This is a genomic window from Streptomyces sp. NPDC107500, assembly GCF_055582785.1.
This window is the reverse complement of the sequence record NZ_JBVJPF010000002.1, coordinates 1,214,153-1,234,959: the sequence shown is the minus strand read 5'-3', so window position 1 is coordinate 1,234,959 and position 20,807 is coordinate 1,214,153. Positions and strand designations below refer to the sequence as shown.

The window sequence follows — 20,807 nt, the reverse complement described above, 5'->3', positions numbered from 1 at the left end:
CATCGTGGAGGGAGATGGCCGGGGGCGAACCGCCGGAGGTGTGGATGTACGTCGTGAAGAGTCCGTTGTCCGACGCGGACCTGAAGATCGTCTCCGAGGCGCTGCAGGGCGCCCTCGTCGACCTCGTGGACCTGGGTCTGGTGGCGAAGCAGATCCACTGGAACGTGGTCGGCCCCCGGTTCCGCTCCGTACATCTCCAGCTCGACGAACTCGTCGGCATCGCGCGCGCCCACTCCGACACCGTGGCCGAGAGGGCCTCCGCGCTCGGAGTGTCCCCGGACGGACGGGCCGCGACGGTGGCCGTGGGCAGCGGCATCGACGTGACCCCTGAGGGCTGGGTCGACGACACCACCGCCGTGCAGACCATGGTGGACGCCCTCGGCGCGGTGATCGGGCGGATGCGCGAGCGGATCACGTCGACCGGTGACCCGGATCCGGTGAGCCAGGACATCTTCATCCAGATCACGGCCGATCTCGAGAAACAGCACTGGATGTTCCAGGCCGAAAACGGATGACGCGCGATGGCGCCGGCGCGGGCTGCTCGCCGGGCGGCCGCGCTGGGCCTCGGCGGGCTGTGGTGGTGGGCCGTGCTGCGTCTGGCGCTGGAGCCCGGCGCGGGGGTGTTCGAAGGGGCGGTTGCGGTCGGCGGCTGGGGGCTGAGCGTGCTGCCGGTGCACTGCGCGCCGCGACGCCGGGCCGCGGGGGCGCTGGAGGCGGGGCGGTGGCGGCGGGCGCTGCGTACCGCGGTGCGTGGGCCTGGGGCGTCCGGGCCGGGCGAGGGGGCGGGGCCGGGCACGGCGGCCGGGTCGGGTGGGGCGTGAGCGGGTTGTGAGCGGGTCACCCCGAACCGACGGAAGGACACGGAGCCGATGAGTGTCACCAGCCTGGACAAGGATCTCGACAACCTGACCCTCACCCTGATCGCCGACTTCGCCGCTCCCGCGGCGCGCGTGTGGCAGCTGTGGGCCGACCCCCGGCAGCTGGAGCGCTGGTGGGGCCCGCCGACGTACCCGGCGACGGTCGAGGAGCACGACCTGACCCCGGGCGGAGACGTCGCGTACTTCATGACCGGCCCGGAGGGTGACAAGTACCGCGGCTGGTGGCGGGTGGCGACGGTCGACGCGCCCGCTTCGCTGGAGTTCACCGACGGGTTCGCCGACGCTGACGGGGTGCCCAACGCCGCCATGCCGACGACCACGAACCGGGTCACGCTCACCGAGCGCGACGGCGGCACGCGGATGGAGATGCGTGCGGTCTTCGACACCCGGGAGCAGATGGACCAGCTCATGACCATGGGGATGGAGGAGGGGCTGCGGGAGGCGGTCGGCCAGATGGACGGTCTCCTCGCCGGCTGAGCCGCCGCGGCGCGGGTCCGCTCTGGCAGGCCGGACACCAGTACGTGGGGCGTTCGCTCGAGCCGTCGCCCTGGTCGGCCACCCGGACCGGCGTGCCGCAGCGCAGGCAGGGGCGCGACGCGCGGCCGTACACGAAGAGGTCGTGGCCGCGCAGCAGACCCGTCGTACGGCGCACCGGCCGGTCGCGATTGGCCTCCAGGAGCTTCTGCGCCAGCGCGGGCAGGTACCCGGCCCGGTCGGCGGGCAGCTCGCCGACCGGGAGCCAGGGCGTGACGCCCAGCAGGAAGCAGATCTCGCTCTTGTAGACATTGCCCACACCCGCGAGATTGCGCTGGTCGAGCAGGGCCTCGCCGAGGGGGCGGGCAGGGTCCGCGCTCAGGTTGGCCATCGCCAGATCGGGGTCCCAGTCGGGGCCCAGCAGGTCGGGGCCGAGATGGCCGACGGCGCGCTGGTCGTCGGCGGTGCGCAGGATGTCCAGCACCGGCAGGCGGTAGCCCACGGCCGTGCGGTCGGCGGTGCCGAGGATGACGCGGATCTGGTGCGCCGGGCCGCCGCTCCAGCGCTGACCGGGCGCGAAGATCTTCCAGGCACCGTCCATCCGCAGGTGCGAGTGGACCGTCAGGCCGCCCTCGACGTGGGTGAGCAGGTGCTTGCCGCGCGGGGTGACGTCGAGGACCGCACGGCCGGTGAGGTCGACCAGCGCGTACCGGGGCACGCGGAAGTCGCTGCGGGTCAGCACCTTGCCCGCGAGGGCGTCGTGCAGCCGTCGCGCCGCCTGCCAGACCGTGTCACCTTCGGGCATGGGACAAGGGTGGCAGGCTCACGCTCTGATCCGCAGACCGCGCGGGGTGGCGATGAACCCCGCCTCCTCCAGGAGCGGGCCGAAGGGCGATGTCAGGGCCGCCTCCCCGTTGACCCGCTCCACCGTGACCGTGCCCAGGGAGCCGGCGCGGGCGGCGCCGGCCAGCGCCTCCGCGGCCGCGTGCAGACGCGCGTCGTCGGTGGGCCGGGCGTCCGGCTCGGAGGGCCAGAGCAGGAGCGTCTTGCCGCCGCGTTCCATGTACAGCGCCGGTTCGCCCTCGACGAGCACCACCAGGGAGCCCGCCTTGCGGCCGGGCTTGTGCGTGGCGCCGGCCGGTGGCTCGGGCCAGGTGAGGGCGGCGCCGTACGCGTTCGCCGGATCGGCGGCGGCCAGGACGACGGCCCGCGGTCCGGGGGCGGGGCGGTCGCGACGGCCGGGGAAGCCGGTGTCGTACGAGGCGTTGTCGTACGGGCCCGTTCCGTAGGGGACGGCGCCGTACGATCCGTTGCCGTACTGGCCGTTGCCGTACTGGCCGCGCGGGCCGCCGGAGCCGCGCTGCGCGCCGCCCCCGCGCGGGCCTCCGGCGCCCGGCTCGGCGTAGTCGCGGGGGGAGATGTAGTTGCCCCGGGAGGGCGAGCGGCCCAGCCGGTCGGGGTCCGCGAAGACATCGTCGTCGGGGCTGAGTGCGCCGGGCTCGCCCCGACCGTCGGAGGCGCGGTCGCCGGAGGGGGCGAAGTCGGGGAAGTCCGGGAAGTCGGCGAAGGGCGGGACGTCGGCCGGAGCGGGCGCCGTCGGCCCGGGTGAGCCGTCGCCGCGCTCGCGGGCGTTCGCCACCGCGCGCAGCCGGTCCACGGCGCCCTCCATGGCGAACTGCGCCGCGCCGAGCCCCTCCACGACGTAGCCGCGCCGGGCCTGGCCGCTCTCCTCGAAGGCGGCCAGAATCCGGTACACCGCCGAGAAGCCGCCTTCGACGCCCTCCGCCGCGACGGCGCCGCGGGTCACCACGCCGTGCCGGTCGAGGAGCGTGCGGGCCAGGGCGTGGGCACGCACGGTGCCGTCCGCCTCGCGGGCCGGCAGCAGGGACCAGCGGCCCGCGACGGTCGGCGGACCGGTGCGGGAGGCCGGGCGGGCGGCGGTGGTCAGCGAGCCGTACCGGCCCCGGGGCACCGCTCGCTTGGCGCGATGGGCGGTGGAGCCCGCGGTGCGACCGGAGCCGAGCAGCGAGCGCAGGGGTGCCAGGGTGTCGTTCGTCAGCCGTCCGGACCACGCCAGGTCCCACAGGGCGTCGGCGAGCTGCGGATCGGTGGCGTCCGGATGGGTGGTAGCGCGGACCTGGTCGCCGATCTGGCGGAAGAACAGGCCGTACCCGCCCGAGAGGGCGCTCAGCACGGACTCGTGCAGGGCGGTCGTCTCCAGCGGATGGGCAGGAGGCAGCAGCAGTGGCGCGGCGTCCGCCAGGTACAGCGAGACCCAGCCGTCCTTGCCGGGGAGCGACCCCGCGCCGGCCCACACCACCTCGCCGGCGGCCGTCAGCTCGTCCAGCATCGCGGGGTTGTAGTCCGCCACACGGGAGGGCAGGACCAGCTTCTCCAGGGCGGACGCGGGCACGGAGGCGCCCTGCAACTGCTCGACCGCGCGCACCAGGCCGTCGAGGCCGCGCAGCGCGTGCCCCTTGCCGATGTGCTGCCACTGGGGCAGGAACTGCCCGAGCGCGGCCGGCGGCACCGGCTCCAGCTCGTGCCGGAGCGCGGCCAGGGAACGACGGCGCAGCCTGCGCAGCACGGTCGCGTCGCACCACTCCTGGCCGATGCCGGCCGGATGGAACTCGCCCTGCACGACCCGGCCCGCCCCGGCGAGCCGCTGAAGCGCGCCCTCGGTGACCGCCACGCCCAGTCCGAAGCGGGCCGCCGCGGTGACCGACGTGAACGGGCCGTGGGTACGCGCGTGCCGCGCGAGGAGGTCGCCCAGGGGGTCCTTGACCGGCTCGGTGAAGGCCTCGGGCACCCCGACGGGCAGCGCCGTGCCCAGCGCGTCGCGCAGCCGGCCCGCGTCCTCGATCGCGGCCCAGTGGTCGGCGCCCGCGATCCGCACACTGATCGCGCGGCGGGCCCCGGCCAGCTCCGGCGCCCACTGCGGCTCGGCGCCCCGCTCGGCCAGCTCGGCGTCGGTGAGCGGCCCGAGCAGCCGCAGCAGGTCCGCGACGCCCTCCGCGTCCTTGACGCGCCGGTCCTCGGTCAGCCACTGGAGCTCGCGCTCCAGCTCGGTGAGTACCTCCGCGTCGAGCAGCTCCCGCAGCTCCGCCTGGCCGAGCAGCTCGGCCAGCAGCCGCGAGTCCAGCGAGAGCGCCGCGGCCCGGCGCTCGGCGAGGGGTGAGTCGCCCTCGTACAGGAACTGGGCGACGTAACCGAAGAGCAGGGACCGGGCGAACGGGGACGCCTCCGGGGTGGTGACCTCGACCAGGCGCACCTTGCGGGCTTCCAGGTCGCCCATCAGCTCGACCAGGCCGGGTACGTCGAAGACGTCCTGGAGGCACTCGCGGACCGCTTCCAGGACGATCGGGAACGAGCCGTACTCGCTCGCCACTTCCAGCAGTTGCGCGGCGCGCTGGCGCTGCTGCCACAGCGGGGTCCGCCTGCCGGGGCTGCGGCGCGGCAGCAGCAGCGCGCGGGCGGCGCACTCGCGGAAGCGGGAGGCGAACAGCGCCGAGCCGCCCACCTGGTCGGTGACGACCCGGTCGACCTCGCCCTTGTCGAAGACGACGTCGGCCGCGCCCACGGGTGCCTGCTCCGCGTCGTACTCCAGGCCCGGCTTCGAAGGCTCCTGGTCGAGGAGGTCCAGGCTCATCAGGTCGGCGTCCGGCAGGCGCAGGACGATGCCGTCGTCGGCGTGCATCACCTGGGCGTCCATGCCGTACCGCTCGGTCAGGCGGGCGCCGAGGGCGAGGGCCCAGGGGGCGTGCACCTGGGCGCCGAAGGGGGAGTGCACCACGACGCGCCAGTCGCCCAGCTCGTCGCGGAAACGCTCCACGACGATGGTGCGGTCGTCGGGGACGTGACCGCAGGCCTCGCGCTGTTCGTCGAGGTAGGCGAGGACGTTGTCCGCGGCCCAGGCGTCCAGGCCGGCGGTGACCAGGCGCAGCCGCGCGTCCTCCTTGGAGAGGGAGCCGACCTCGCGCAGGAAGGCGCCCAGCGCGCGTCCCAGCTCCAGCGGGCGGCCCAGCTGGTCGCCCTTCCAGAACGGCAGCCTGCCCGGGACGCCCGGGGCCGGCGAGACCAGCACCCGGTCGCGCGTGATGTCCTCGATCCGCCAGGAACTGGTGCCGAGCGTGAAGACGTCGCCCACGCGGGACTCGTAGACCATCTCCTCGTCCAGCTCGCCGACCCGGCCGCCGCCCTTCTTGGGGTCGGCGCCCGCCAGGAACACCCCGAAGAGCCCGCGGTCGGGAATCGTGCCCCCGGACGTGACGGCGAGGCGCTGCGCGCCCGGACGGCCGGTGACCGTGCCGGCGACCCGGTCCCACACCACGCGCGGGCGCAGCTCGGCGAAGGCGTCGGAGGGATAGCGGCCCGCGAGCATGTCCAGGACGGCGGTGAACGCCGACTCCGGGAGCGAGGCGAACGGGGCGGCCCGGCGGACGGTGGTGAGGAGGTCGTCGACCTGCCAGGTGTCGAGCGCGGTCATCGCGACGAGCTGCTGGGCGAGGACGTCCAGCGGATTGGCCGGGATCCTGAGGGCCTCGATCTCGCCGCTGCGCATCCGCTCGGTCACCACGGCCGACTGCACGAGGTCGCCGCGGTACTTGGGGAAGACCACGCCGGTGGAGACCGCGCCGACCTGGTGTCCCGCGCGGCCGACGCGCTGGAGTCCGGAGGCGACGGAGGGCGGCGACTCGACCTGGACGACGAGGTCGACCGCGCCCATGTCGATGCCCAGCTCCAGACTGGAGGTGGCCACCACGGCGGGCAGCCGGCCGGCCTTGAGGTCCTCCTCGACGAGCGCGCGCTGCTCCTTGGAGACCGAGCCGTGGTGGGCGCGGGCGATGACGGCCGGGGCACCCTGGGCGGCTCCCGAGCCGCCCATCAGCTCGGCGGGGGAGTGGTGCTCGTCCAGGGGCTCGCCGGTCGCGCGCTCGTACGCGATCTCGTTGAGTCTGTTGCACAGGCGCTCGGCGAGGCGCCGGGAGTTCGCGAAGACGATCGTGGAGCGGTGCGACTGGACCAGGTCGGTGATCCGCTCCTCGACGTGCGGCCAGATCGACGGCCGCTCGGCGCCCTCTTCCTTGTCCGCGACCGATGAGCCGCCCAGCTCGCCCAGGTCCTCGACCGGGACGACGACGGAAAGGTCGAACTCCTTGCCCGAGTCCGGCTGGACGATCTCCACCCGGCCGCGCGGGGCGAGGAACCGGGCTACCTCGTCCACGGGGCGGACCGTCGCCGACAGACCGATGCGGCGGGCCGGTTTCGGGAGCAGCTCGTCCAGCCGCTCCAGGGTGAGCGCCAGGTGCGCGCCGCGCTTGGTCCCCGCGACCGCGTGCACCTCGTCCAGGATCACCGTCTCGATGCCGGTCAGCGCCTCGCGCGTGGCCGACGTCAGCATCAGGAACAGGGACTCCGGGGTGGTGATCAGGATGTCCGGCGGCCGGGTGGACAGGGCGCGGCGCTCGGCGGCCGGGGTGTCGCCCGAGCGGATGCCGACCTTGATCTCGGGCTCGGGCAGGCCGAGGCGGACGGACTCCTGGCGGATGCCGGTCAGCGGACTGCGGAGATTGCGCTCGACGTCGACGGCCAGCGCCTTGAGCGGGGAGACGTACAGGACGCGACAGCGCTTCTTGGGGTCGGCGGGCGGGGGCGTCGAGGCGAGCTGGTCCAGGGCGGCGAGGAACGCGGCCAGCGTCTTGCCGGAGCCGGTGGGGGCGACCACCAGGACGTCCGAGCCCGCGGAGATCGCCTGCCACGCCCCCGCCTGTGCGGCGGTGGGCGCGGAGAAGGCACCCGTGAACCAACCGCGGGTCGCGGGGGAGAAGCCGTCCAGGGCTCGGTGCGCGGAGCTGACCATGGATCCATCGTGCACCCCGCCACTGACAATCGGCCCGAGCCGGGCGGAGGGCCGCGTGGACGGGCCCGGACGGCGGGGCGGAGCGGCCGGGACGGCGGGCCGGTGCGGGGCCGTCGGTGGAGGCCGCGGCCCGGTGACGGAGAATGGGAGCATGGCGGGAAAGGGCGAGCGGGCACGGCACTGGCAGTACGCGGAGCTCCCCGACGTCGACCTGCTGCGGGCCCAGTACATACGGAAGACCTTCGTACGCCACACGCACGAGCACTTCGTCATCGCGGCCATAGCCGACGGAGTGGAGGTCTTCCACCACGGCGGAGGCGACCAGTACGCCGGGGCGGGGTCACTGGCCCTGGTCAACCCGGACACGCCGCACACGGGCCGGGCCGGGGTGCCGGAGGGGTGGCGGTACGGCGCGGTCTACCCGGCGCCGGAACTGGTGGCCGGGATCGCGGCGGAGACGACGACGCTGCGCGGGACGCCCGGGTTCGTCCGGCCGGTCCTCGACGACCCGTACGCCGTCGAGCTGGTGCACCGCGTGCTGCGGGCCGCCGACGAGGGGAACGCGCTCGCCGCCGACACCCTGCTCAGAGTCGCCGTGACGCGGCTGCTGAGGCTGAACGGCGGGCCGCTGCCCCGCCGGGAGGTGCCGACGGCCGGGGGCGGGGTCGCGGCACGCGCGCGTGCCGCGCTGGAGGAGCGGATGGCCGAACCGCCGAGCCTGGAGCGGCTCGCCGGGGAGCTGGGCACCAGCCCGTTCGCACTGCTGCGGGCCTTCAGGGACGCCTATGGCATGCCGCCCCACACCTGGCTGACGGACGCCCGGGTGCGCCGCGCGCGGCGGCTGCTCGACGCCGGTACCTCACCGGCCGAGGCCGCCGTCGCCGTGGGGTTCACCGACCAGCCGCACCTGAACCGGCACTTCGCGCGGATCGTGGGCGTGCCGCCCGGCGCCTACCAGCGGGAGCGCAAGAACGTACAAGACGCGCGGCGCCGTCTGCTCCTAGCGTCCGAGGCGTGACAGAACAGACAGCCCTTCCCGGGACCGGAGCCGTCGAGGGCAAGCCCGACGCCGCCGTCGTACGGGACGCCCTCGGAGTCGGCGTCGCCGTCGGACTGTCCGGGTTCGCCTTCGGGGTGACCTCGGCCGGCAGCGGACTGACCCTGGCCCAGACCTGCGCGCTCAGCCTTCTCGTGTTCACCGGAGCGTCCCAGTTCGCGCTCGTCGGGGCGCTCGCGGCCGGCGGCAACCCGCTCACGGCGGCGGCGGGCGCCTTCTTCCTGGGCGTGCGCAACGCCTTCTACGGGCTGCGTCTCTCCCAGTTGCTGGCCCTCCCGCGCGCGGTGCGGCCGTTCGCGGCGCAATGGGTCATCGACGAGACGACCGCCGTGGCCCTGGCCCAGCCCACGCGGCGCGGTGTACGGATCGGGTTCACGGTCACCGGGCTCACCCTCTACCTGCTGTGGAACCTCACCACGCTGCTCGGCGCGCTGGGCGCGGAGGCCATCGGGGACACCGCCGCGTGGGGGCTCGACGCGGCCGGACCCGCGGTCTTCCTGGCGTTGCTCGCGCCGATGCTGAAGAGCACCACCGAGCGCACCGTCGCGGCCCTGGCCGTACTCCTGGGCCTCGGCCTGCTGCCGGTGCTGCCGGCCGGTGTGCCCGTCCTGGTGGCCGCGCTGGCCGCACCGCTCGTCCTGTGGGCGCGCGGACGCCGCGCGGGAGGGGCTGTCGAGAACCGCGACGACCGCGAGGCGTCCGCGGCGGAGGGAGAGCGGTGAACGTCTGGATCGCGATCATCGGGACCGCGGTGGGCTGCTACGTCGTCAAGCTCGCCGGACTGCTCGTGCCCGCCGGAGCCCTGGAGCGGCCACTGGTCCGCAAACTCGCCGCCCTGCTGCCCGTCGCCCTCCTCGCGGCGCTCACCGCCCAGCAGACCTTCGCCGACGGCCAGACGCTCGTCCTGGACGCACGGGCCGCGGGAGTCGCCGCGGCCGCGGTGGCACTGGTGCTGCGTGCGCCGTTCCTCGTCGTGGTCGCGGCCGCCGTGGTGGTCACCGCGGGCGTACGGGCCCTGGGCGGCTGACCGGGGTCAGTTGAGGGCACGGCCGTACGCGCGGAGCGTGCGCAAGGCCTCCAGCGTCTCCGCGGGGCGCGCCTCGAGCGCCGGGGCGGGCGCCCGGCGGGGCCGGCGGAGGGGCCAGCCGCCGTCGTCCTCCTGCTCCGCCGCGAGGAAGTCGAGGGAGCGGGTCATCTCGGCGTCCGTGAACCACGCGCGCGCGAGGGAGTGCGGGTGCCTCGCGTAGTCGTGCGGGAAGTGGTGCTCGCGCGGGGTGCGGCCGGGGGAGACCGGGTGCGCGCCGAGACCGTCCGGGTCCAGCACGGCGAGCCGCTGATCGCGCACCAGGCGGCCCAGCCGGCCCGCCGCCGCCTCCGCGCGCGGGCGGTCGGGGACGGTGTCCAGGAAGGCCACGGCGGCCTCGACCTCGTACGGGCGAGGGGTCTGAAGCGACTCGGCCGCCCGCCAGCAGAAGTCCGTGGCGCGGAACAGCCAGGCGTGCCAGACCTCGTTGCGGTGCAGCAGGCCGACCACCGGGCCGGTGGCGAGCAGCTCGCCCGGAGGGCGGTCCACGACCGGCCCGGAGGGCGCGGCCGGATACCCGTCCCCTTCGGGCGGAGCCGCGGGCAGGGCGCCGTCCGGCGTGGACGCGGAGGTCAGATAGCGGCACATCCGCTCCACGCGCTGTCCGCCGCAGCGTCCGAGCGCGTCCAGGACACGCAGCGCACGCGCGGTGTGCGGCGGGCGGCTGACGGGGCCGCGCAGGTCGGGCTCCAGCCCGTGGCCGTACCCGCCGTCCTCGTTGCGGTAGGCGTCCAGCGCGGTCTCCACCGGACCGGCGTCGCCACCGCGGAAGTGGTACGCGAAGAGGCGCTGCTCAAGCACGCGCGCCGTGAGCCAGACGAACTGCTCCGCGCGGGCGAGCGACGAGCGCGGCGGGGGCGCGTGCGCGGGCGTGCGCGAGGTCGGGGTGAGTGCGGAAGCTCCGGATTCGGCCATGGCACAGACCGTAGGCCGGAAAGCGGTCCCCGTACCCCGTCCCGGCTCAGGGCCCACTCTCAGGGGCGGGATACTGGTGTCATGCGGTTGACGGTCTTCTGGGAGCGGATGGCGGATCACTTCGGTCCGGGGTACGCCGACACCTTCGCGCGCGATCACGTGATGGCGGAGCTGGGCGGGCGCACGGTGAACGGGGCGCTGGACGCGGGCTGGGACGCCAAGGAGGTGTGGCGGGTGGTCTGCACCGTCATGGACGTGCCGCGGGAACAGCGGTGACGGTGCGCGAAGACCACCGGACGGTCGTCCGGGGCACGGAAGACCACCGGACGGTCATCCGGGGTGCGTGGCGTGGGCGAGACTTGCTCCGTGGCATCGACTGACGAGGCCGGGCAGACGCCCCGGCAGCACGCTCCCCCGCCCGGCCCGACGCCGCCCTCCGGCCCTCCGGCCGACGGCGCCGCGGGGCCCGCGGGTCCGGGCTCCCGCATGCCGCGCTGGCTGCCGCGCGCCATGGTGCTGGCCCTCGCGCTGATCGCCGCCTTCCAGCTCGGCAGCTGGGCCTTCCACCAGCTCACCGGCCTGCTGATCAACATCCTCATCGCGTTCTTCCTGGCGCTCGCCATCGAACCCGCGGTGAGCTGGATGGCCGGGCGCGGCCTGCGCCGGGGGTTCGCCACCTTCCTCGTCTTCCTCGCCGTGCTGGTCGCCGCCGCCGGGTTCGTCACGCTGCTCGGGTCCATGCTCGCGGGCCAGATCGTCAAGATGGTCGAGGACTTCCCGGAGTACCTCGACTCGGTGATCAGCTGGGTCAACGGCCACTTCCACACCGAGCTGCGGCGGGTCGACATCCAGGAGGGGCTGCTCCGCTCCGACTGGCTGCGCAACTACGTGCAGAACAGCGCCACGGGTGTCCTGGACGTGTCGACCCAGGTCCTGGGCGGGCTCTTCCAGTTGCTGACGGTCCTGCTCTTCTCGTTCTACTTCGCCGCCGACGGCCCCCGGCTGCGCCGCGGGCTCTGCTCCGTCCTGCCGCCCGCCCGGCAGGCCGAGGTCCTGCGCGCGTGGGAGATCGCCGTGGACAAGACCGGCGGGTACCTGTACTCGCGCGGCCTGATGGCGCTGATCTCCGGTGTGGCGCACTACGTCCTGCTGGAGATCCTGGAGGTGCCCTACGCCCCCGCGCTCGCCGTCTGGGTGGGCCTGGTGTCGCAGTTCATCCCCACCATCGGCACCTATCTCGCGGGCGCGCTGCCCATGCTGATCGCCTTCACGGTCAACCCCTGGTACGCGCTGTGGGTCCTGATCTTCGTGGTGATCTACCAGCAGTTCGAGAACTACGTGCTGCAGCCGAAGCTGACCTCCAAGACCGTGGACATCCACCCGGCGGTCGCGTTCGGCTCGGTCGTCGCGGGCACCGCGCTGCTCGGCGCCGTCGGCGCACTGATCGCCATCCCGGCGATCGCCACGCTCCAGGCGTTCCTCGGCGCGTACGTCAAGCGCTACGACGTCACCGACGACCCCCGCGTCCACGGGCGCCGGAACCGTCCGTCCGGGCCCGGTGGCCTCACGCGCATGCGCAAGCTGTGGACGCGGCGGCGGGAACTGGGACGTCCCGGACCGGAAGGGACCGGCAGCGGCCCCTCCGCCTGAGCGTCCACCCCGGTCTGCGCGGCCGGTTCGGGCCCCCGCCGGTGCGGCGGACGTACGCTCGGAAGTGCCGAGTGGTGCGCTTGACACGAAAATCGAACATCCATTCTCATGGAGGCTCCGGCAAGGCTCATGACGGGTGATTCGACATGGTTTGGACGGAGAAGCGCCCGAGTTATCCACAGGCCGGACCCGCGGCGCGGGGCATTGTCAGTGGCAGGCATTAGCGTCTTCGACGTGAAGCGATCGAATCAAGCAAACCGGGTGGAACCCATGGCAGGAACCGACCGCGAGAAGGCCCTGGATGCCGCGCTCGCACAGATTGAACGGCAATTCGGCAAGGGCGCGGTCATGCGCATGGGCGAGCGGCCGAACGAGCCCATCGAGGTCATCCCCACCGGATCGACCGCGCTCGACGTGGCCCTCGGTGTCGGCGGCCTCCCGCGCGGCCGGGTCGTGGAGGTCTACGGCCCCGAGTCCTCGGGCAAGACGACCCTGACCCTGCACGCGGTGGCGAACGCGCAGAAGGCGGGCGGCCAGGTCGCGTTCGTGGACGCGGAGCACGCCCTCGACCCCGAGTACGCGAAGAAGCTCGGCGTCGACATCGACAACCTGATCCTCTCCCAGCCGGACAACGGCGAGCAGGCCCTGGAGATCGTGGACATGCTGGTCCGCTCCGGCGCCCTCGACCTCATCGTCATCGACTCCGTCGCCGCGCTCGTACCGCGCGCGGAGATCGAGGGCGAGATGGGCGACAGCCACGTCGGTCTGCAGGCCCGGCTGATGAGCCAGGCCCTGCGGAAGATCACCAGCGCGCTCAACCAGTCCAAGACCACCGCGATCTTCATCAACCAGCTCCGCGAGAAGATCGGCGTCATGTTCGGCTCCCCGGAGACCACGACCGGTGGCCGGGCGCTGAAGTTCTACGCCTCCGTGCGCATCGACATCCGCCGCATCGAGACGCTGAAGGACGGCACGGACGCCGTCGGCAACCGCACCCGCTGCAAGGTCGTCAAGAACAAGGTCGCGCCGCCCTTCAAGCAGGCCGAGTTCGACATCCTCTACGGCCAGGGCATCAGCCGCGAGGGCGGCCTGATCGACATGGGCGTGGAGCACGGCTTCGTCCGCAAGGCCGGCGCCTGGTACACGTACGAGGGCGACCAGCTCGGGCAGGGCAAGGAGAACGCGCGCAACTTCCTCAAGGACAACCCCGACCTGGCCAACGAGATCGAGAAGAAGATCAAGGAGAAGCTGGGCGTCGGCGTGCGTCCCGAGGAGCCTGCCGCCGAGCCGGGTACGGACGCCGCCCCGGCCGACGCCGCACCGGCGGTGCCCGCCCCCGCGACCGCCAAGGCCACCAAGTCCAAGGCCGCGGCAGCCAAGAGCTGACCCGTGACACGACGAACCGACTGGGCCGAGTACGCCAACGGCCCCGCCGGGACGAGCGACGGCGCGTACGGGGCGACCGCGGCCCCGTACGAGACGGAACAGACCGCCGTCGGCCCACCCGACGGCGGCCAGGAGCGCCAAGGTGACGGCGAGGCGCGCCGCAGAGGCGGACGAGCCGGTGCGAAGGGCGGCACGCGCCGGCGGCGCGGGCGTGCGGAGCCGTTCACCGAGGACGGAGGTGCCACTTCCTCGTCGAGGGCCGAGAAGGGGGAGCCTCCGCGGGACCCGGTCGAGCAGGCACGGGCGATCTGCCTGCGCCTGCTGACCGGGACCCCGCGCACCCGCAGCCAGCTCGCCGACGCCCTGCGCAAGCGGGAGATCCCCGACGAGGCCGCCGAAGAGGTGCTGTCCAGGTTCGAGGAGGTCGGCCTGATCAACGACAGCGCCTTCGCGGAAGCCTGGGTGGAGTCCCGGCACCACGGTCGCGGCCTGGCCCGGCGCGCCCTCGCCAGGGAGCTGCGGACCAAGGGCGTCGACGGCACACTCATCGACGCCGCGGTCTCCCGGCTGGACTCCGAGCAGGAGGAGGAGACCGCACGCGAGCTGGTCGCCCGGAAGCTGCGCGCCACCCGAGGGCTCGACCGCGACAAGAGGCTGCGCCGCCTCGCGGGCATGCTGGCCCGCAAGGGCTACCCCGAGGGCATGGCCCTGCGGGTGGTCCGCCAGGCACTGGAGGAAGAGGGCGAGGACACGGAGTTCCTCGGCGAGGACGGTTTCTGACGCGTCACGGTCGCCGCCGACCTGCCGGGCGCACCCCGCTGCGAGGCAGGGCGGCGGAGAAGGCCGGCCGCACGCCGATCCGCCTCGTCACCGAGGGCAACGCGGACACGGCCCCCTCTACTGCCCCGTCGACTACTGAACCACCCCGGTCACCGGCAGCCCCGCCGCGCGCCAGGCCTGGAAGCCGCCGACCAGATCGGTGGCCCGGTGCAGTCCGAGCCGGTGCAGCGACTCCGCCGCCAGGCTGGAGGCGTAGCCCTCGTTGCACACCACGACGACCCGCACGTCGTGGTCCGTGGCCTCGGGGAGCCGGTGGCTGCCTCGCGGGTCCAGCCGCCACTCCAGCTCGTTCCGCTCGACGACCAGGGCGCCGGGGATCACGCCGTCCCGCTCCCGCAGGGCGGCGTACCGGATGTCCACCAGCAGCGCCGTACCGGCCTCGGCGGCGTCGTACGCCTCGCGCGGAGCGATCCGCCGATACCCGGAGCGCACCCGCTCCAGCAGCTCGTCCACCCCGGTCGGCTCGCTCACTGCCAGTCCTCCGGGCGCTCGACCTGCTCCAGGCGCAGGGTCTGCCCACCTCGGCTGTAGCGGCGGATCTGCGGCAGGGGAGGGTAGTAGGCGTGCACGGAGACCGCGTGCCGGTCGGGCGACTCGTTGAGCACCTCGTGCACGTGGTGCCGGCCGAAGGCACGCCCCTTGCCGGCCGGGAGCCGGCGTTCCCGGTCCACGTCGTCGGCGAGTTCCAGGGTCTTCCAGCCGTCGGTGGGCAGGCGGGCGGCGAGCGCGTTCTCCTTGAGCTCGCCCGCGGCGGTCACGAAGGCGCCCACGGACTCGGCGTGGTCGTGCCAGCCGGTGCCCGTGCCGGGCGGCCAGCCGATCAGCCACGCCTCGCTGCCACCGGGCCCTTCCAGCCGCACCCAGGTGCGGCCCTCGGGGTCGAGCGGCAGGGAGGCGATCAGTGCGGCGTCGGCGGCGGTGCGCCGGGCGAAGTCGAGGAGTTCGGCCTGCGTGGGAGCGGCCGGAGCCGCGGCGCGGGAGGCCGCGGCAGGGGAGGAGACAGACACGGATACCGTCCTGGGAGTTCGCGAGGGCGCGCGCGGCGAGCCGTCGGCAGGCGACGGACGCGGCGCGCGAAGAAGAGGGAAGCGAATCAGCAGGACGGCCGACACACGCAGCCCGCATAGCGGACGAGGTCCATATGGACCCTCCGCCACAGGCGCACACGGGTGTCGGTCACGATCCGGAGTAGACCATGACGGTGCGGACCGGTCAACTCACCGTCAACATGCGGACAACGACCGCCCGCTCAGCGGGAACCGGCCGAAGCTCCCGCTCCCTTCTCCTCCGCCGCGGCACCCGATGTGACCGTCGGCCCGCCCAGCGTCGCCTCCGCGGCCGCGTACAGATCGGCCGGGCGCACCCCGGTCAGGGCCGTGACCAGGTGACCGTCCGGCCGCACCAGCAGCACCGAGTGCGCGGCGGCACCGGGATAGCTCTCGGCGACCAGCAGCTCGGCCCGGTGGGGCAGCGCCGTCACCGCCGCCGCCAGCCGGGGCATGATCCCGGCCGACACCCAGTGCTTGCGCTCCCACACCCCCGTGCCCGGCGCGATCAGCACCACCAGGAGCGCCCCGCGCCCGAGCCGGTCGCGCAGCTGTACGAAGGTGCCGTCCTCCGCCGTGACCCGCACATCGGTGACGGGCGACCCGGGCGCCGTGCCGACCTCCGCCGCTCCGGCCAGGTCCGCGGGGGCGAGGGGCGAGTCGGCGTACGTTCCCGGCGCGCCCAGCGCACCGCGCCCCAGGTGACCGTCGGCGAGCAGCGTGTCGTGGCCGCGGGACGATCCGGGGACGTACGCACGCAGTCCGCCGCCCCCGCGCAGCAACGGAAGTACCTGGTCGGCGGCGCGCAGCCGCGCGGCGATCGCCGTGCGCCGCTCGGTCTGGTAGCTGTCGAGCAGTGCCTCGCGCGGCCCGTGATGCCAGGCCAGGGCGAGTTTCCAGGCGAGGTTGTCGGCGTCCAGCAACCCTTCCTCCAGGCCCTGTGTGCCCAGGGCGCCCAGCAGGTGGGCGGCGTCCCCGGCGAGCAGCACGCGGCCCACCCGCCAGCGCCGGGCCAGCCTGTGGTGGACGGTGTGGACGCCGGTGTCGAGCAGCTCGTACGCCGCGGGTGCGCCGTCGGACCAGCCGGTCAGGGTCTCGCGGACGCGGTTCACCAGCAGCTCGGGCGTGACCAGGTCCTTGCCGGGTGGCAGCAGCCAGTCCAGACGCCAGACGCCGTCCGGCAGGGGGCGGGCCACGACCTCACCGGCCGACGGGCCGGATGTCCGCCACGGCGGCATCCGGTGCAGCAACGCCCGGTCGGACCAGGGGAGTTCGGTGCGCAGCGCGGCGACGGCGTATCGTTCCACCGCCGTACGGCCGGGGAAGCGGATGTCCTGGAGCTTGCGGACGGTCGAGCGGGGGCCGTCGCAGCCGACCAGGTAGCTGCCGCGCCACCAGGTGCCGGCGGGGCCGCGGGTGTGCGCCGTGACGCCCGACTTCTCCTGCTCGATGCCGTCCAGACGGCTGTCCACCGCGACCTTGACCAACGACTCGCGGGCGAGTGCCGTGCGCAGGGCCTCGGTCAGCTCGTGCTGGGCGAGGTGCAGCGGCGGCGGCTCGGCGTCGCCGAACTCGACCTCGCGGATCACCTGCTTGCGCCGCACGGACCGCCATCCGGCCCAACGGGATCCCAGCCCCGTCACGGATGCGCCGGTCAGCCGCTCGACGAGCGCGACGGCGTCCGCGCGCAGGACGACGGTGCGGGCGGGGCGTGGTTCGTCCTTGCCGGGCCCTTCGTCGAGGACGACACAGGGCACCTCCTGCCGCGCCAGCGCCAGGGCGAGCGTGAGCCCGACGGGCCCCGCTCCGGTGATGATCACCGGGTCCACGGTGCGGCGCCCCCTGCCCGTGGCGGTGTCCCGGGGGACGTAGGTGAACAGGACGTTGGAGCAGGGTGCACGGTCACAGAACGTATGCAACCTATTGCCGCTGCTTGCGTCAAGTGACGGAGGCCGTGGCGATCATGCCACGGCCTCCGTGATGGTCGTACGAAGTGATCAACCGCCTCGCGGGTCAGGTCGTGCGGCCGGTTCCGGTTCCCACGGCCTCCGTGTCGTCCGCCTTGAGCACGGCACCGGTCGACTTCTTGGCCCGGCGCAGCCGGCGCTCCAGCCAGCTCGCGAAGCTCGTGAGGATGAAGTTGAGCGCGATGTAGATGACCGCGACCACGGTGAAGCTCGCGATCACGTTGGCGCCGTAGTAGCCGCTCATCGTGTTGGCCGAGGCGAGCAGCTCGGGGAAGGTGAGGACCGCGCCGCCGAGTGCGGTGTCCTTCAGGATGACGACGAGCTGGCTGACGATCGCCGGCAGCATCGTGGTGACCGCCTGCGGCAGCAGGATGGTCCGCATCAGCTGGCCCTTGCGCAGGCCGATCGCCATGGCCGCCTCGGACTGGCCCTTGGGCAGAGCCAGGATGCCCGCCCGGACGATCTCCGCGAGGACGGAGGCGTTGTACAGCACCAGGCCCGTGACCACGGCGTACAGCGGACGGTCGTCCGAGCTGACGTTGGTGTACTCGGCGAACAGGGCGAGGCCGAAGATCATCAGGACCAGCACGGGGATGGACCGGAAGAACTCGACCACGACCGTCGCCGGGACCCGCACCCACACGTGGTCCGACAGGCGGGCGATACCGAGGACCGCGCCGAGCGGGAGGGCGATGATCACTGCGAGGGCGGCGGCCTTGAGGGTGTTCTCCAGGCCCGGCCAGATGTACGTGGTCCAGGCCTCGGTGCCGGAGAAGAACGGCTTCCACAGGGCCCATTCCAGCTGGCCCTTGTCGTTGAGGGTGCTGAACACCCACCACAGCAGGGCCGCGAGGGCAACTATGAAGACCGCCGTGAAGACGATGTTGCGCCGCTTGGCACGAGGGCCCTGGGCGTCGTAGAGAACGGAACTCATCGCTTCACCGCCACCTTCTTGCCCAGCCAACCGAGGAACAGGCCGGTCGGCAGGGTCAGGACCACGAAACCGAAGGCGATGACCGCGGAGATCAGCAGCAGCTGTGCCTCGTTCTCGATCATCTCCTTCATGAGGAGCGCCGCCTCGGCGACACCGATGGCGGCAGCCACCGTGGTGTTCTTGATGAGAGCGATCAGTACGTTCGCCATGGGGACGACGGAGGAACGGAAGGCCTGGGGCAGCACCACGTGGCGCAGCACCTGTCCGAAGCTGAGCCCGATCGCCCGGGCCGCCTCCGCCTGGCCGACCGGCACCGTGTTGATGCCGGAGCGCAGGGCCTCGCACACGAAGGACGAGGTGTAGAGGATCAGGCCGAGCACGGCGAGCCGGAAGTTGATCGTCTCGACGTCGTCCGCGCCGAGGGAGATACTCAGCGTCTGGTTCAGGCCCAGCGACGTGAACAGGATGATGACGGTCAGCGGGATGTTCCGCACGGTGTTCACGTACGCGGTCCCGAAGCCGCGCATCAGCGGCACCGGCCCGACGCGCATGGCAGCCAGTGCGGTGCCCCAGATCAGGGAGCCGACGGCCGAGAGCACAGCGAGCTGCACCGTCGTCCAGAAGGCTCCCAGTAGGTCGTAATCCTTAACAAAGTCGAACACGATCTCCCGCGCTTCCGCGTGTAGGGATGCCCGCCCCCGGTGCGCCGCCCCTCCTCGGGGCAGCGCACCCCGTCAGGCGCTGGCCTCAGCTCTTGATGTCGCCGATCTTCGGCGCCGGCTCGTTCTTGTAGTTCGCCGGGCCGAAGTTGTCCTCGACGGCCTTGTCCCAGGACTTGTCGGAGACCATCTCCTCGAGGGCCGTGTTGATCTTGTCCTTGAGGTCGCTGCCCTTCTTGACGCCGATGCCGTAGTTCTCGTTCGTCAGCTTGAAGCCGCCGAGCTTGAACTTGCCCTTGAACTGCGACTGGGCGGCGTAACCGGCGAGGATCGAGTCGTCGGTGGTCAGCGCGTCGATGGCACCGTTCTGCAGGCCGGGCAGGCAGGCCGAGTACGTCGGGTACGGCTGGAGCTGGGCCTTGGGCGCCAGCTTGTCCTTGACGTTCTGCGCCGAGGTCGACCCGGTGACCGAGCAGAGCTTCGCGGCGTTCAGGTCCTCCGGCGACTTGATCTTGTCGTCGTCGGCGCGGATCAGGACGTCCTGGTGGGCGAGCAGGTACGGGCCGGCGAAGTCGACCTTGTCCTGGCGCTCCGGGGTGATCGAGTACGTCGCGGCGATGAAGTCGACGTCGCCGCGCTGGAGCATGGTCTCGCGGTCGGCGCTCTTCGACTCCTTCCACTCGATCTGGTCCTCGGTGTAGCCGAGCTTCTTGGCGACGTACGTGGCGACGTCCACGTCGAAGCCGGCGTAGCCGTCCGGGGTCTTCTGGCCGAGGCCGGGCTGGTCGAACTTGATGCCGATGGTGATCTTCTTGCCGTCACCGCCGGAGGAGCCGCTGTCCTTGTCGTCGCCGCCGCACGCGGTGGCGGTCAGGGCGAGGGCGAGTACGGCGGCCGAGGCGGCGGAGACCTTGCGAAGCTTCATGGTGAACATCCTTTGGCTGTGATCAGACGATCAGACGATCAGGCGCGGGAGACGGACCGGCCGGTGCGCGGGAGCCGCGGACGCCGGCCCGTCCCCGGAGTCTCAGTGGTGCAGGATCTTCGACAGGAAGTCCTTGGCACGGTCGCTGCGCGGGTTGCTGAAGAACTGGTCCGGCGTCGCCTCTTCGACGATGCGGCCGTCGGCCATGAACACCACGCGGTTGGCCGCCGAGCGGGCGAAGCCCATCTCGTGCGTGACCACGACCATGGTCATGCCGTCACGCGCGAGCTGCTTCATGACCTCCAGGACCTCGTTGATCATCTCGGGGTCGAGAGCCGACGTCGGCTCGTCGAAGAGCATGACCTTCGGGTCCATGGCCAGCGCCCGCGCGATGGCGACGCGCTGCTGCTGGCCGCCGGAGAGCTGAGCGGGGTACTTGTCCGCCTGGGCGCCCACGCCGACCCGGTCGAGCAGCGCGCGGGCCTTCTCCTCGGCCTTCTTCGCGTCGACCTTGCGGACCTTGACCTGGCCCAGGGTCACGTTCTCCAGCACCGTCTTGTGCGCGAAGAGGTTGAAGGACTGGAAGACCATGCCGACGTCGGCACGGAGCCTGGCCAGTTCCTTGCCCTCCGCGGGAAGCGGCTTGCCGTCGATCGCGATCGACCCCGAGTCGATGGTCTCCAGACGGTTGATGGTGCGGCACAGGGTGGACTTGCCGGACCCGGAGGGTCCGATGACCACGACGACTTCGCCGCGGGTGATCGTCAGGTCGATGTCCTGGAGCACGTGCAACGCGCCGAAGTGCTTGTTGACACTCTTCAGGACGACCAGTTCGTCGGTCGCGGCCTTGTCTTCCTTGGCCACCGATACTTCGGTCATCGCTCTCGGGCTCCGTCCTCCTCGGTTTCGGAGGACAGTAGTGACCCGGGACACTCTGCGTCTCTACATCTGAGGGAGATCTGAGCATCACGATCCGATAGCAATCGGACACGAGTCGTAGCACTTGTGAGCAGGGCGCATATCGGCCGGATAACTTCGAGCGGCCGCGACCGGAGACCTCTTGACGCGGTCCCTCCGCATCAGCGTCACTGCACAGGGCGCGCACGCGCGTGCACGCGTCTTTCGCACTTTC

The 20,807-nt window shown here is 72.7% G+C and carries 21 protein-coding genes; 10 read left to right on the top strand and 11 right to left on the bottom strand.

Translation table 11 applies throughout. The annotated features are described in order from the left end of the window. The first annotated feature begins 44 nt into the window (after window positions 1-44). Genes ACZ67M_RS11535 through ACZ67M_RS11525 form a run of 3 tightly spaced genes read left to right on the top strand, consistent with a single transcriptional unit; the run spans window position 45 to window position 1,355 of the window. Window positions 45-515, top strand: coding sequence for a Dps family protein (locus ACZ67M_RS11535; RefSeq protein ID WP_469850710.1), 471 nt, complete (start codon window positions 45-47; stop codon window positions 513-515). A gap of 6 nt (window positions 516-521) precedes the next feature. Beyond that, on the top strand, window positions 522-821 hold the full coding sequence (locus ACZ67M_RS11530) for a hypothetical protein (RefSeq protein ID WP_392012776.1): 300 nt from the start codon (window positions 522-524) through the stop codon (window positions 819-821). 48 nt (window positions 822-869) lie between these two features. Further along, the gene (locus ACZ67M_RS11525) at window positions 870-1,355 is read left to right on the top strand and encodes an SRPBCC family protein (protein ID WP_361367984.1); all 486 of its coding nucleotides are present in this window, start codon (window positions 870-872) and stop codon (window positions 1,353-1,355) included. Here the strand turns inward: ACZ67M_RS11525 and ACZ67M_RS11520 are convergent. After that, window positions 1,285-2,157 carry an Fpg/Nei family DNA glycosylase gene (locus ACZ67M_RS11520; RefSeq protein WP_392012773.1) on the bottom strand — a complete coding sequence of 291 codons (873 nt, stop codon included), beginning with the start codon at window positions 2,155-2,157 and terminating at the stop codon, window positions 1,285-1,287. The two genes, ACZ67M_RS11525 and ACZ67M_RS11520, sit on opposite strands and share 71 nt — an antisense overlap. A gap of 18 nt (window positions 2,158-2,175) precedes the next feature. After that, window positions 2,176-7,212 (bottom strand): ATP-dependent helicase, encoded by a 5,037-nt coding sequence (locus tag ACZ67M_RS11515; RefSeq protein WP_469850665.1) that lies wholly within the window; start codon window positions 7,210-7,212, stop codon window positions 2,176-2,178. Between the two features lie 151 nt (window positions 7,213-7,363). Here ACZ67M_RS11515 and ACZ67M_RS11510 point away from each other — a divergent pair, with 151 nt between their 5' ends. From ACZ67M_RS11510 to ACZ67M_RS11500, 3 genes are read left to right on the top strand one after another with little or no spacing between them, the layout of a single operon-like run. Continuing rightward, entirely contained in the window at window positions 7,364-8,230 is an 867-nt protein-coding gene (locus ACZ67M_RS11510; protein ID WP_469850663.1) for an AraC family transcriptional regulator, read from the top strand. Further along, window positions 8,227-8,991, top strand: a complete 765-nt coding sequence (locus tag ACZ67M_RS11505; protein ID WP_392012765.1) for an AzlC family ABC transporter permease — start codon at window positions 8,227-8,229, stop codon at window positions 8,989-8,991. Before ACZ67M_RS11510 ends, ACZ67M_RS11505 begins: the two co-directional genes overlap by 4 nt. Further along, on the top strand, window positions 8,988-9,296 hold the full coding sequence (locus tag ACZ67M_RS11500) for an AzlD domain-containing protein (RefSeq protein ID WP_361367999.1): 309 nt from the start codon (window positions 8,988-8,990) through the stop codon (window positions 9,294-9,296). The genes ACZ67M_RS11505 and ACZ67M_RS11500 overlap by 4 nt, the downstream gene beginning before the upstream one ends. A gap of 6 nt (window positions 9,297-9,302) precedes the next feature. On the opposite strand, the gene ACZ67M_RS11495 is transcribed toward ACZ67M_RS11500, so the two are convergent. Next, window positions 9,303-10,268, bottom strand: a complete 966-nt coding sequence (locus ACZ67M_RS11495; RefSeq protein ID WP_392012762.1) for a hypothetical protein — start codon at window positions 10,266-10,268, stop codon at window positions 9,303-9,305. Window positions 10,269-10,349: 81 nt separating this feature from the next. Here ACZ67M_RS11495 and ACZ67M_RS11490 point away from each other — a divergent pair, with 81 nt between their 5' ends. The 4 genes from ACZ67M_RS11490 to recX all read left to right on the top strand — a co-directional run bounded on the left by ACZ67M_RS11490 (window position 10,350) and on the right by recX (window position 14,084). Further along, window positions 10,350-10,544, top strand: a complete 195-nt coding sequence (locus tag ACZ67M_RS11490; protein ID WP_122618534.1) for a DUF3046 domain-containing protein — start codon at window positions 10,350-10,352, stop codon at window positions 10,542-10,544. Window positions 10,545-10,634: 90 nt separating this feature from the next. Then, window positions 10,635-11,918, top strand: a complete 1,284-nt coding sequence (locus ACZ67M_RS11485) for an AI-2E family transporter (RefSeq protein WP_385798991.1) — start codon at window positions 10,635-10,637, stop codon at window positions 11,916-11,918. 270 nt (window positions 11,919-12,188) lie between these two features. Further along, entirely contained in the window at window positions 12,189-13,304 is a 1,116-nt protein-coding gene (recA, locus tag ACZ67M_RS11480) for a recombinase RecA (protein ID WP_161327263.1), read from the top strand. 3 nt (window positions 13,305-13,307) lie between these two features. Next, window positions 13,308-14,084, top strand: coding sequence for a recombination regulator RecX (recX, locus tag ACZ67M_RS11475; RefSeq protein WP_392012759.1), 777 nt, complete (start codon window positions 13,308-13,310; stop codon window positions 14,082-14,084). Window positions 14,085-14,216: 132 nt separating this feature from the next. Here recX and ACZ67M_RS11470 read toward each other — a convergent pair whose 3' ends face one another. From ACZ67M_RS11470 to ACZ67M_RS11435, 8 genes are all read right to left on the bottom strand, one after another. Continuing rightward, the gene (locus tag ACZ67M_RS11470) at window positions 14,217-14,615 is read right to left on the bottom strand and encodes a rhodanese-like domain-containing protein (RefSeq protein ID WP_467320406.1); all 399 of its coding nucleotides are present in this window, start codon (window positions 14,613-14,615) and stop codon (window positions 14,217-14,219) included. Continuing rightward, window positions 14,612-15,151, bottom strand: coding sequence for a cupin domain-containing protein (locus ACZ67M_RS11465; RefSeq protein WP_240999882.1), 540 nt, complete (start codon window positions 15,149-15,151; stop codon window positions 14,612-14,614). Before ACZ67M_RS11465 ends, ACZ67M_RS11470 begins: the two co-directional genes overlap by 4 nt. Before the next feature lie 86 nt (window positions 15,152-15,237). Further along, entirely contained in the window at window positions 15,238-15,309 is a 72-nt protein-coding gene (locus ACZ67M_RS11460; RefSeq protein WP_309544753.1) for a putative leader peptide, read from the bottom strand. Window positions 15,310-15,393: 84 nt separating this feature from the next. Continuing rightward, on the bottom strand, window positions 15,394-17,019 hold the full coding sequence (locus ACZ67M_RS11455; protein ID WP_469850708.1) for an FAD-dependent monooxygenase: 1,626 nt from the start codon (window positions 17,017-17,019) through the stop codon (window positions 15,394-15,396). A gap of 184 nt (window positions 17,020-17,203) precedes the next feature. Continuing rightward, window positions 17,204-18,091 carry an amino acid ABC transporter permease gene (locus ACZ67M_RS11450; protein ID WP_361368017.1) on the bottom strand — a complete coding sequence of 296 codons (888 nt, stop codon included), beginning with the start codon at window positions 18,089-18,091 and terminating at the stop codon, window positions 17,204-17,206. Continuing rightward, window positions 18,088-18,753: an amino acid ABC transporter permease gene (locus tag ACZ67M_RS11445; protein ID WP_125491808.1), complete on the bottom strand. Its 666-nt coding sequence runs from the start codon at window positions 18,751-18,753 to the stop codon at window positions 18,088-18,090. Before ACZ67M_RS11445 ends, ACZ67M_RS11450 begins: the two co-directional genes overlap by 4 nt. Before the next feature lie 85 nt (window positions 18,754-18,838). After that, window positions 18,839-19,675, bottom strand: a complete 837-nt coding sequence (locus tag ACZ67M_RS11440) for a glutamate ABC transporter substrate-binding protein (protein ID WP_392012754.1) — start codon at window positions 19,673-19,675, stop codon at window positions 18,839-18,841. A 102-nt stretch (window positions 19,676-19,777) separates the two neighbouring features. Further along, window positions 19,778-20,554: an amino acid ABC transporter ATP-binding protein gene (locus ACZ67M_RS11435; protein ID WP_122618525.1), complete on the bottom strand. Its 777-nt coding sequence runs from the start codon at window positions 20,552-20,554 to the stop codon at window positions 19,778-19,780. Window positions 20,555-20,807 lie beyond the last annotated feature (253 nt).

What these genes read in the sequence shown, in the direction of transcription:
- ACZ67M_RS11535 (WP_469850710.1), top strand. Translation starts at nt 45, where the DNA reads ATGTACGTCGTGAAGAGTCCGTTGTCCGACGCGGACCTGAAGATCGTC.
- ACZ67M_RS11530 (WP_392012776.1), top strand. Translation starts at nt 522, where the DNA reads ATGGCGCCGGCGCGGGCTGCTCGCCGGGCGGCCGCGCTGGGCCTCGGC.
- ACZ67M_RS11525 (WP_361367984.1), top strand. Translation starts at nt 870, where the DNA reads ATGAGTGTCACCAGCCTGGACAAGGATCTCGACAACCTGACCCTCACC.
- ACZ67M_RS11520 (WP_392012773.1), bottom strand. Translation starts at nt 2,157, where the DNA reads ATGCCCGAAGGTGACACGGTCTGGCAGGCGGCGCGACGGCTGCACGAC.
- ACZ67M_RS11515 (WP_469850665.1), bottom strand. Translation starts at nt 7,212, where the DNA reads ATGGTCAGCTCCGCGCACCGAGCCCTGGACGGCTTCTCCCCCGCGACC.
- ACZ67M_RS11510 (WP_469850663.1), top strand. Translation starts at nt 7,364, where the DNA reads ATGGCGGGAAAGGGCGAGCGGGCACGGCACTGGCAGTACGCGGAGCTC.
- ACZ67M_RS11495 (WP_392012762.1), bottom strand. Translation starts at nt 10,268, where the DNA reads ATGGCCGAATCCGGAGCTTCCGCACTCACCCCGACCTCGCGCACGCCC.
- ACZ67M_RS11490 (WP_122618534.1), top strand. Translation starts at nt 10,350, where the DNA reads ATGCGGTTGACGGTCTTCTGGGAGCGGATGGCGGATCACTTCGGTCCG.
- recA (WP_161327263.1), top strand. Translation starts at nt 12,189, where the DNA reads ATGGCAGGAACCGACCGCGAGAAGGCCCTGGATGCCGCGCTCGCACAG.
- ACZ67M_RS11450 (WP_361368017.1), bottom strand. Translation starts at nt 18,091, where the DNA reads ATGAGTTCCGTTCTCTACGACGCCCAGGGCCCTCGTGCCAAGCGGCGC.
- ACZ67M_RS11440 (WP_392012754.1), bottom strand. Translation starts at nt 19,675, where the DNA reads ATGAAGCTTCGCAAGGTCTCCGCCGCCTCGGCCGCCGTACTCGCCCTC.
- ACZ67M_RS11435 (WP_122618525.1), bottom strand. Translation starts at nt 20,554, where the DNA reads ATGACCGAAGTATCGGTGGCCAAGGAAGACAAGGCCGCGACCGACGAA.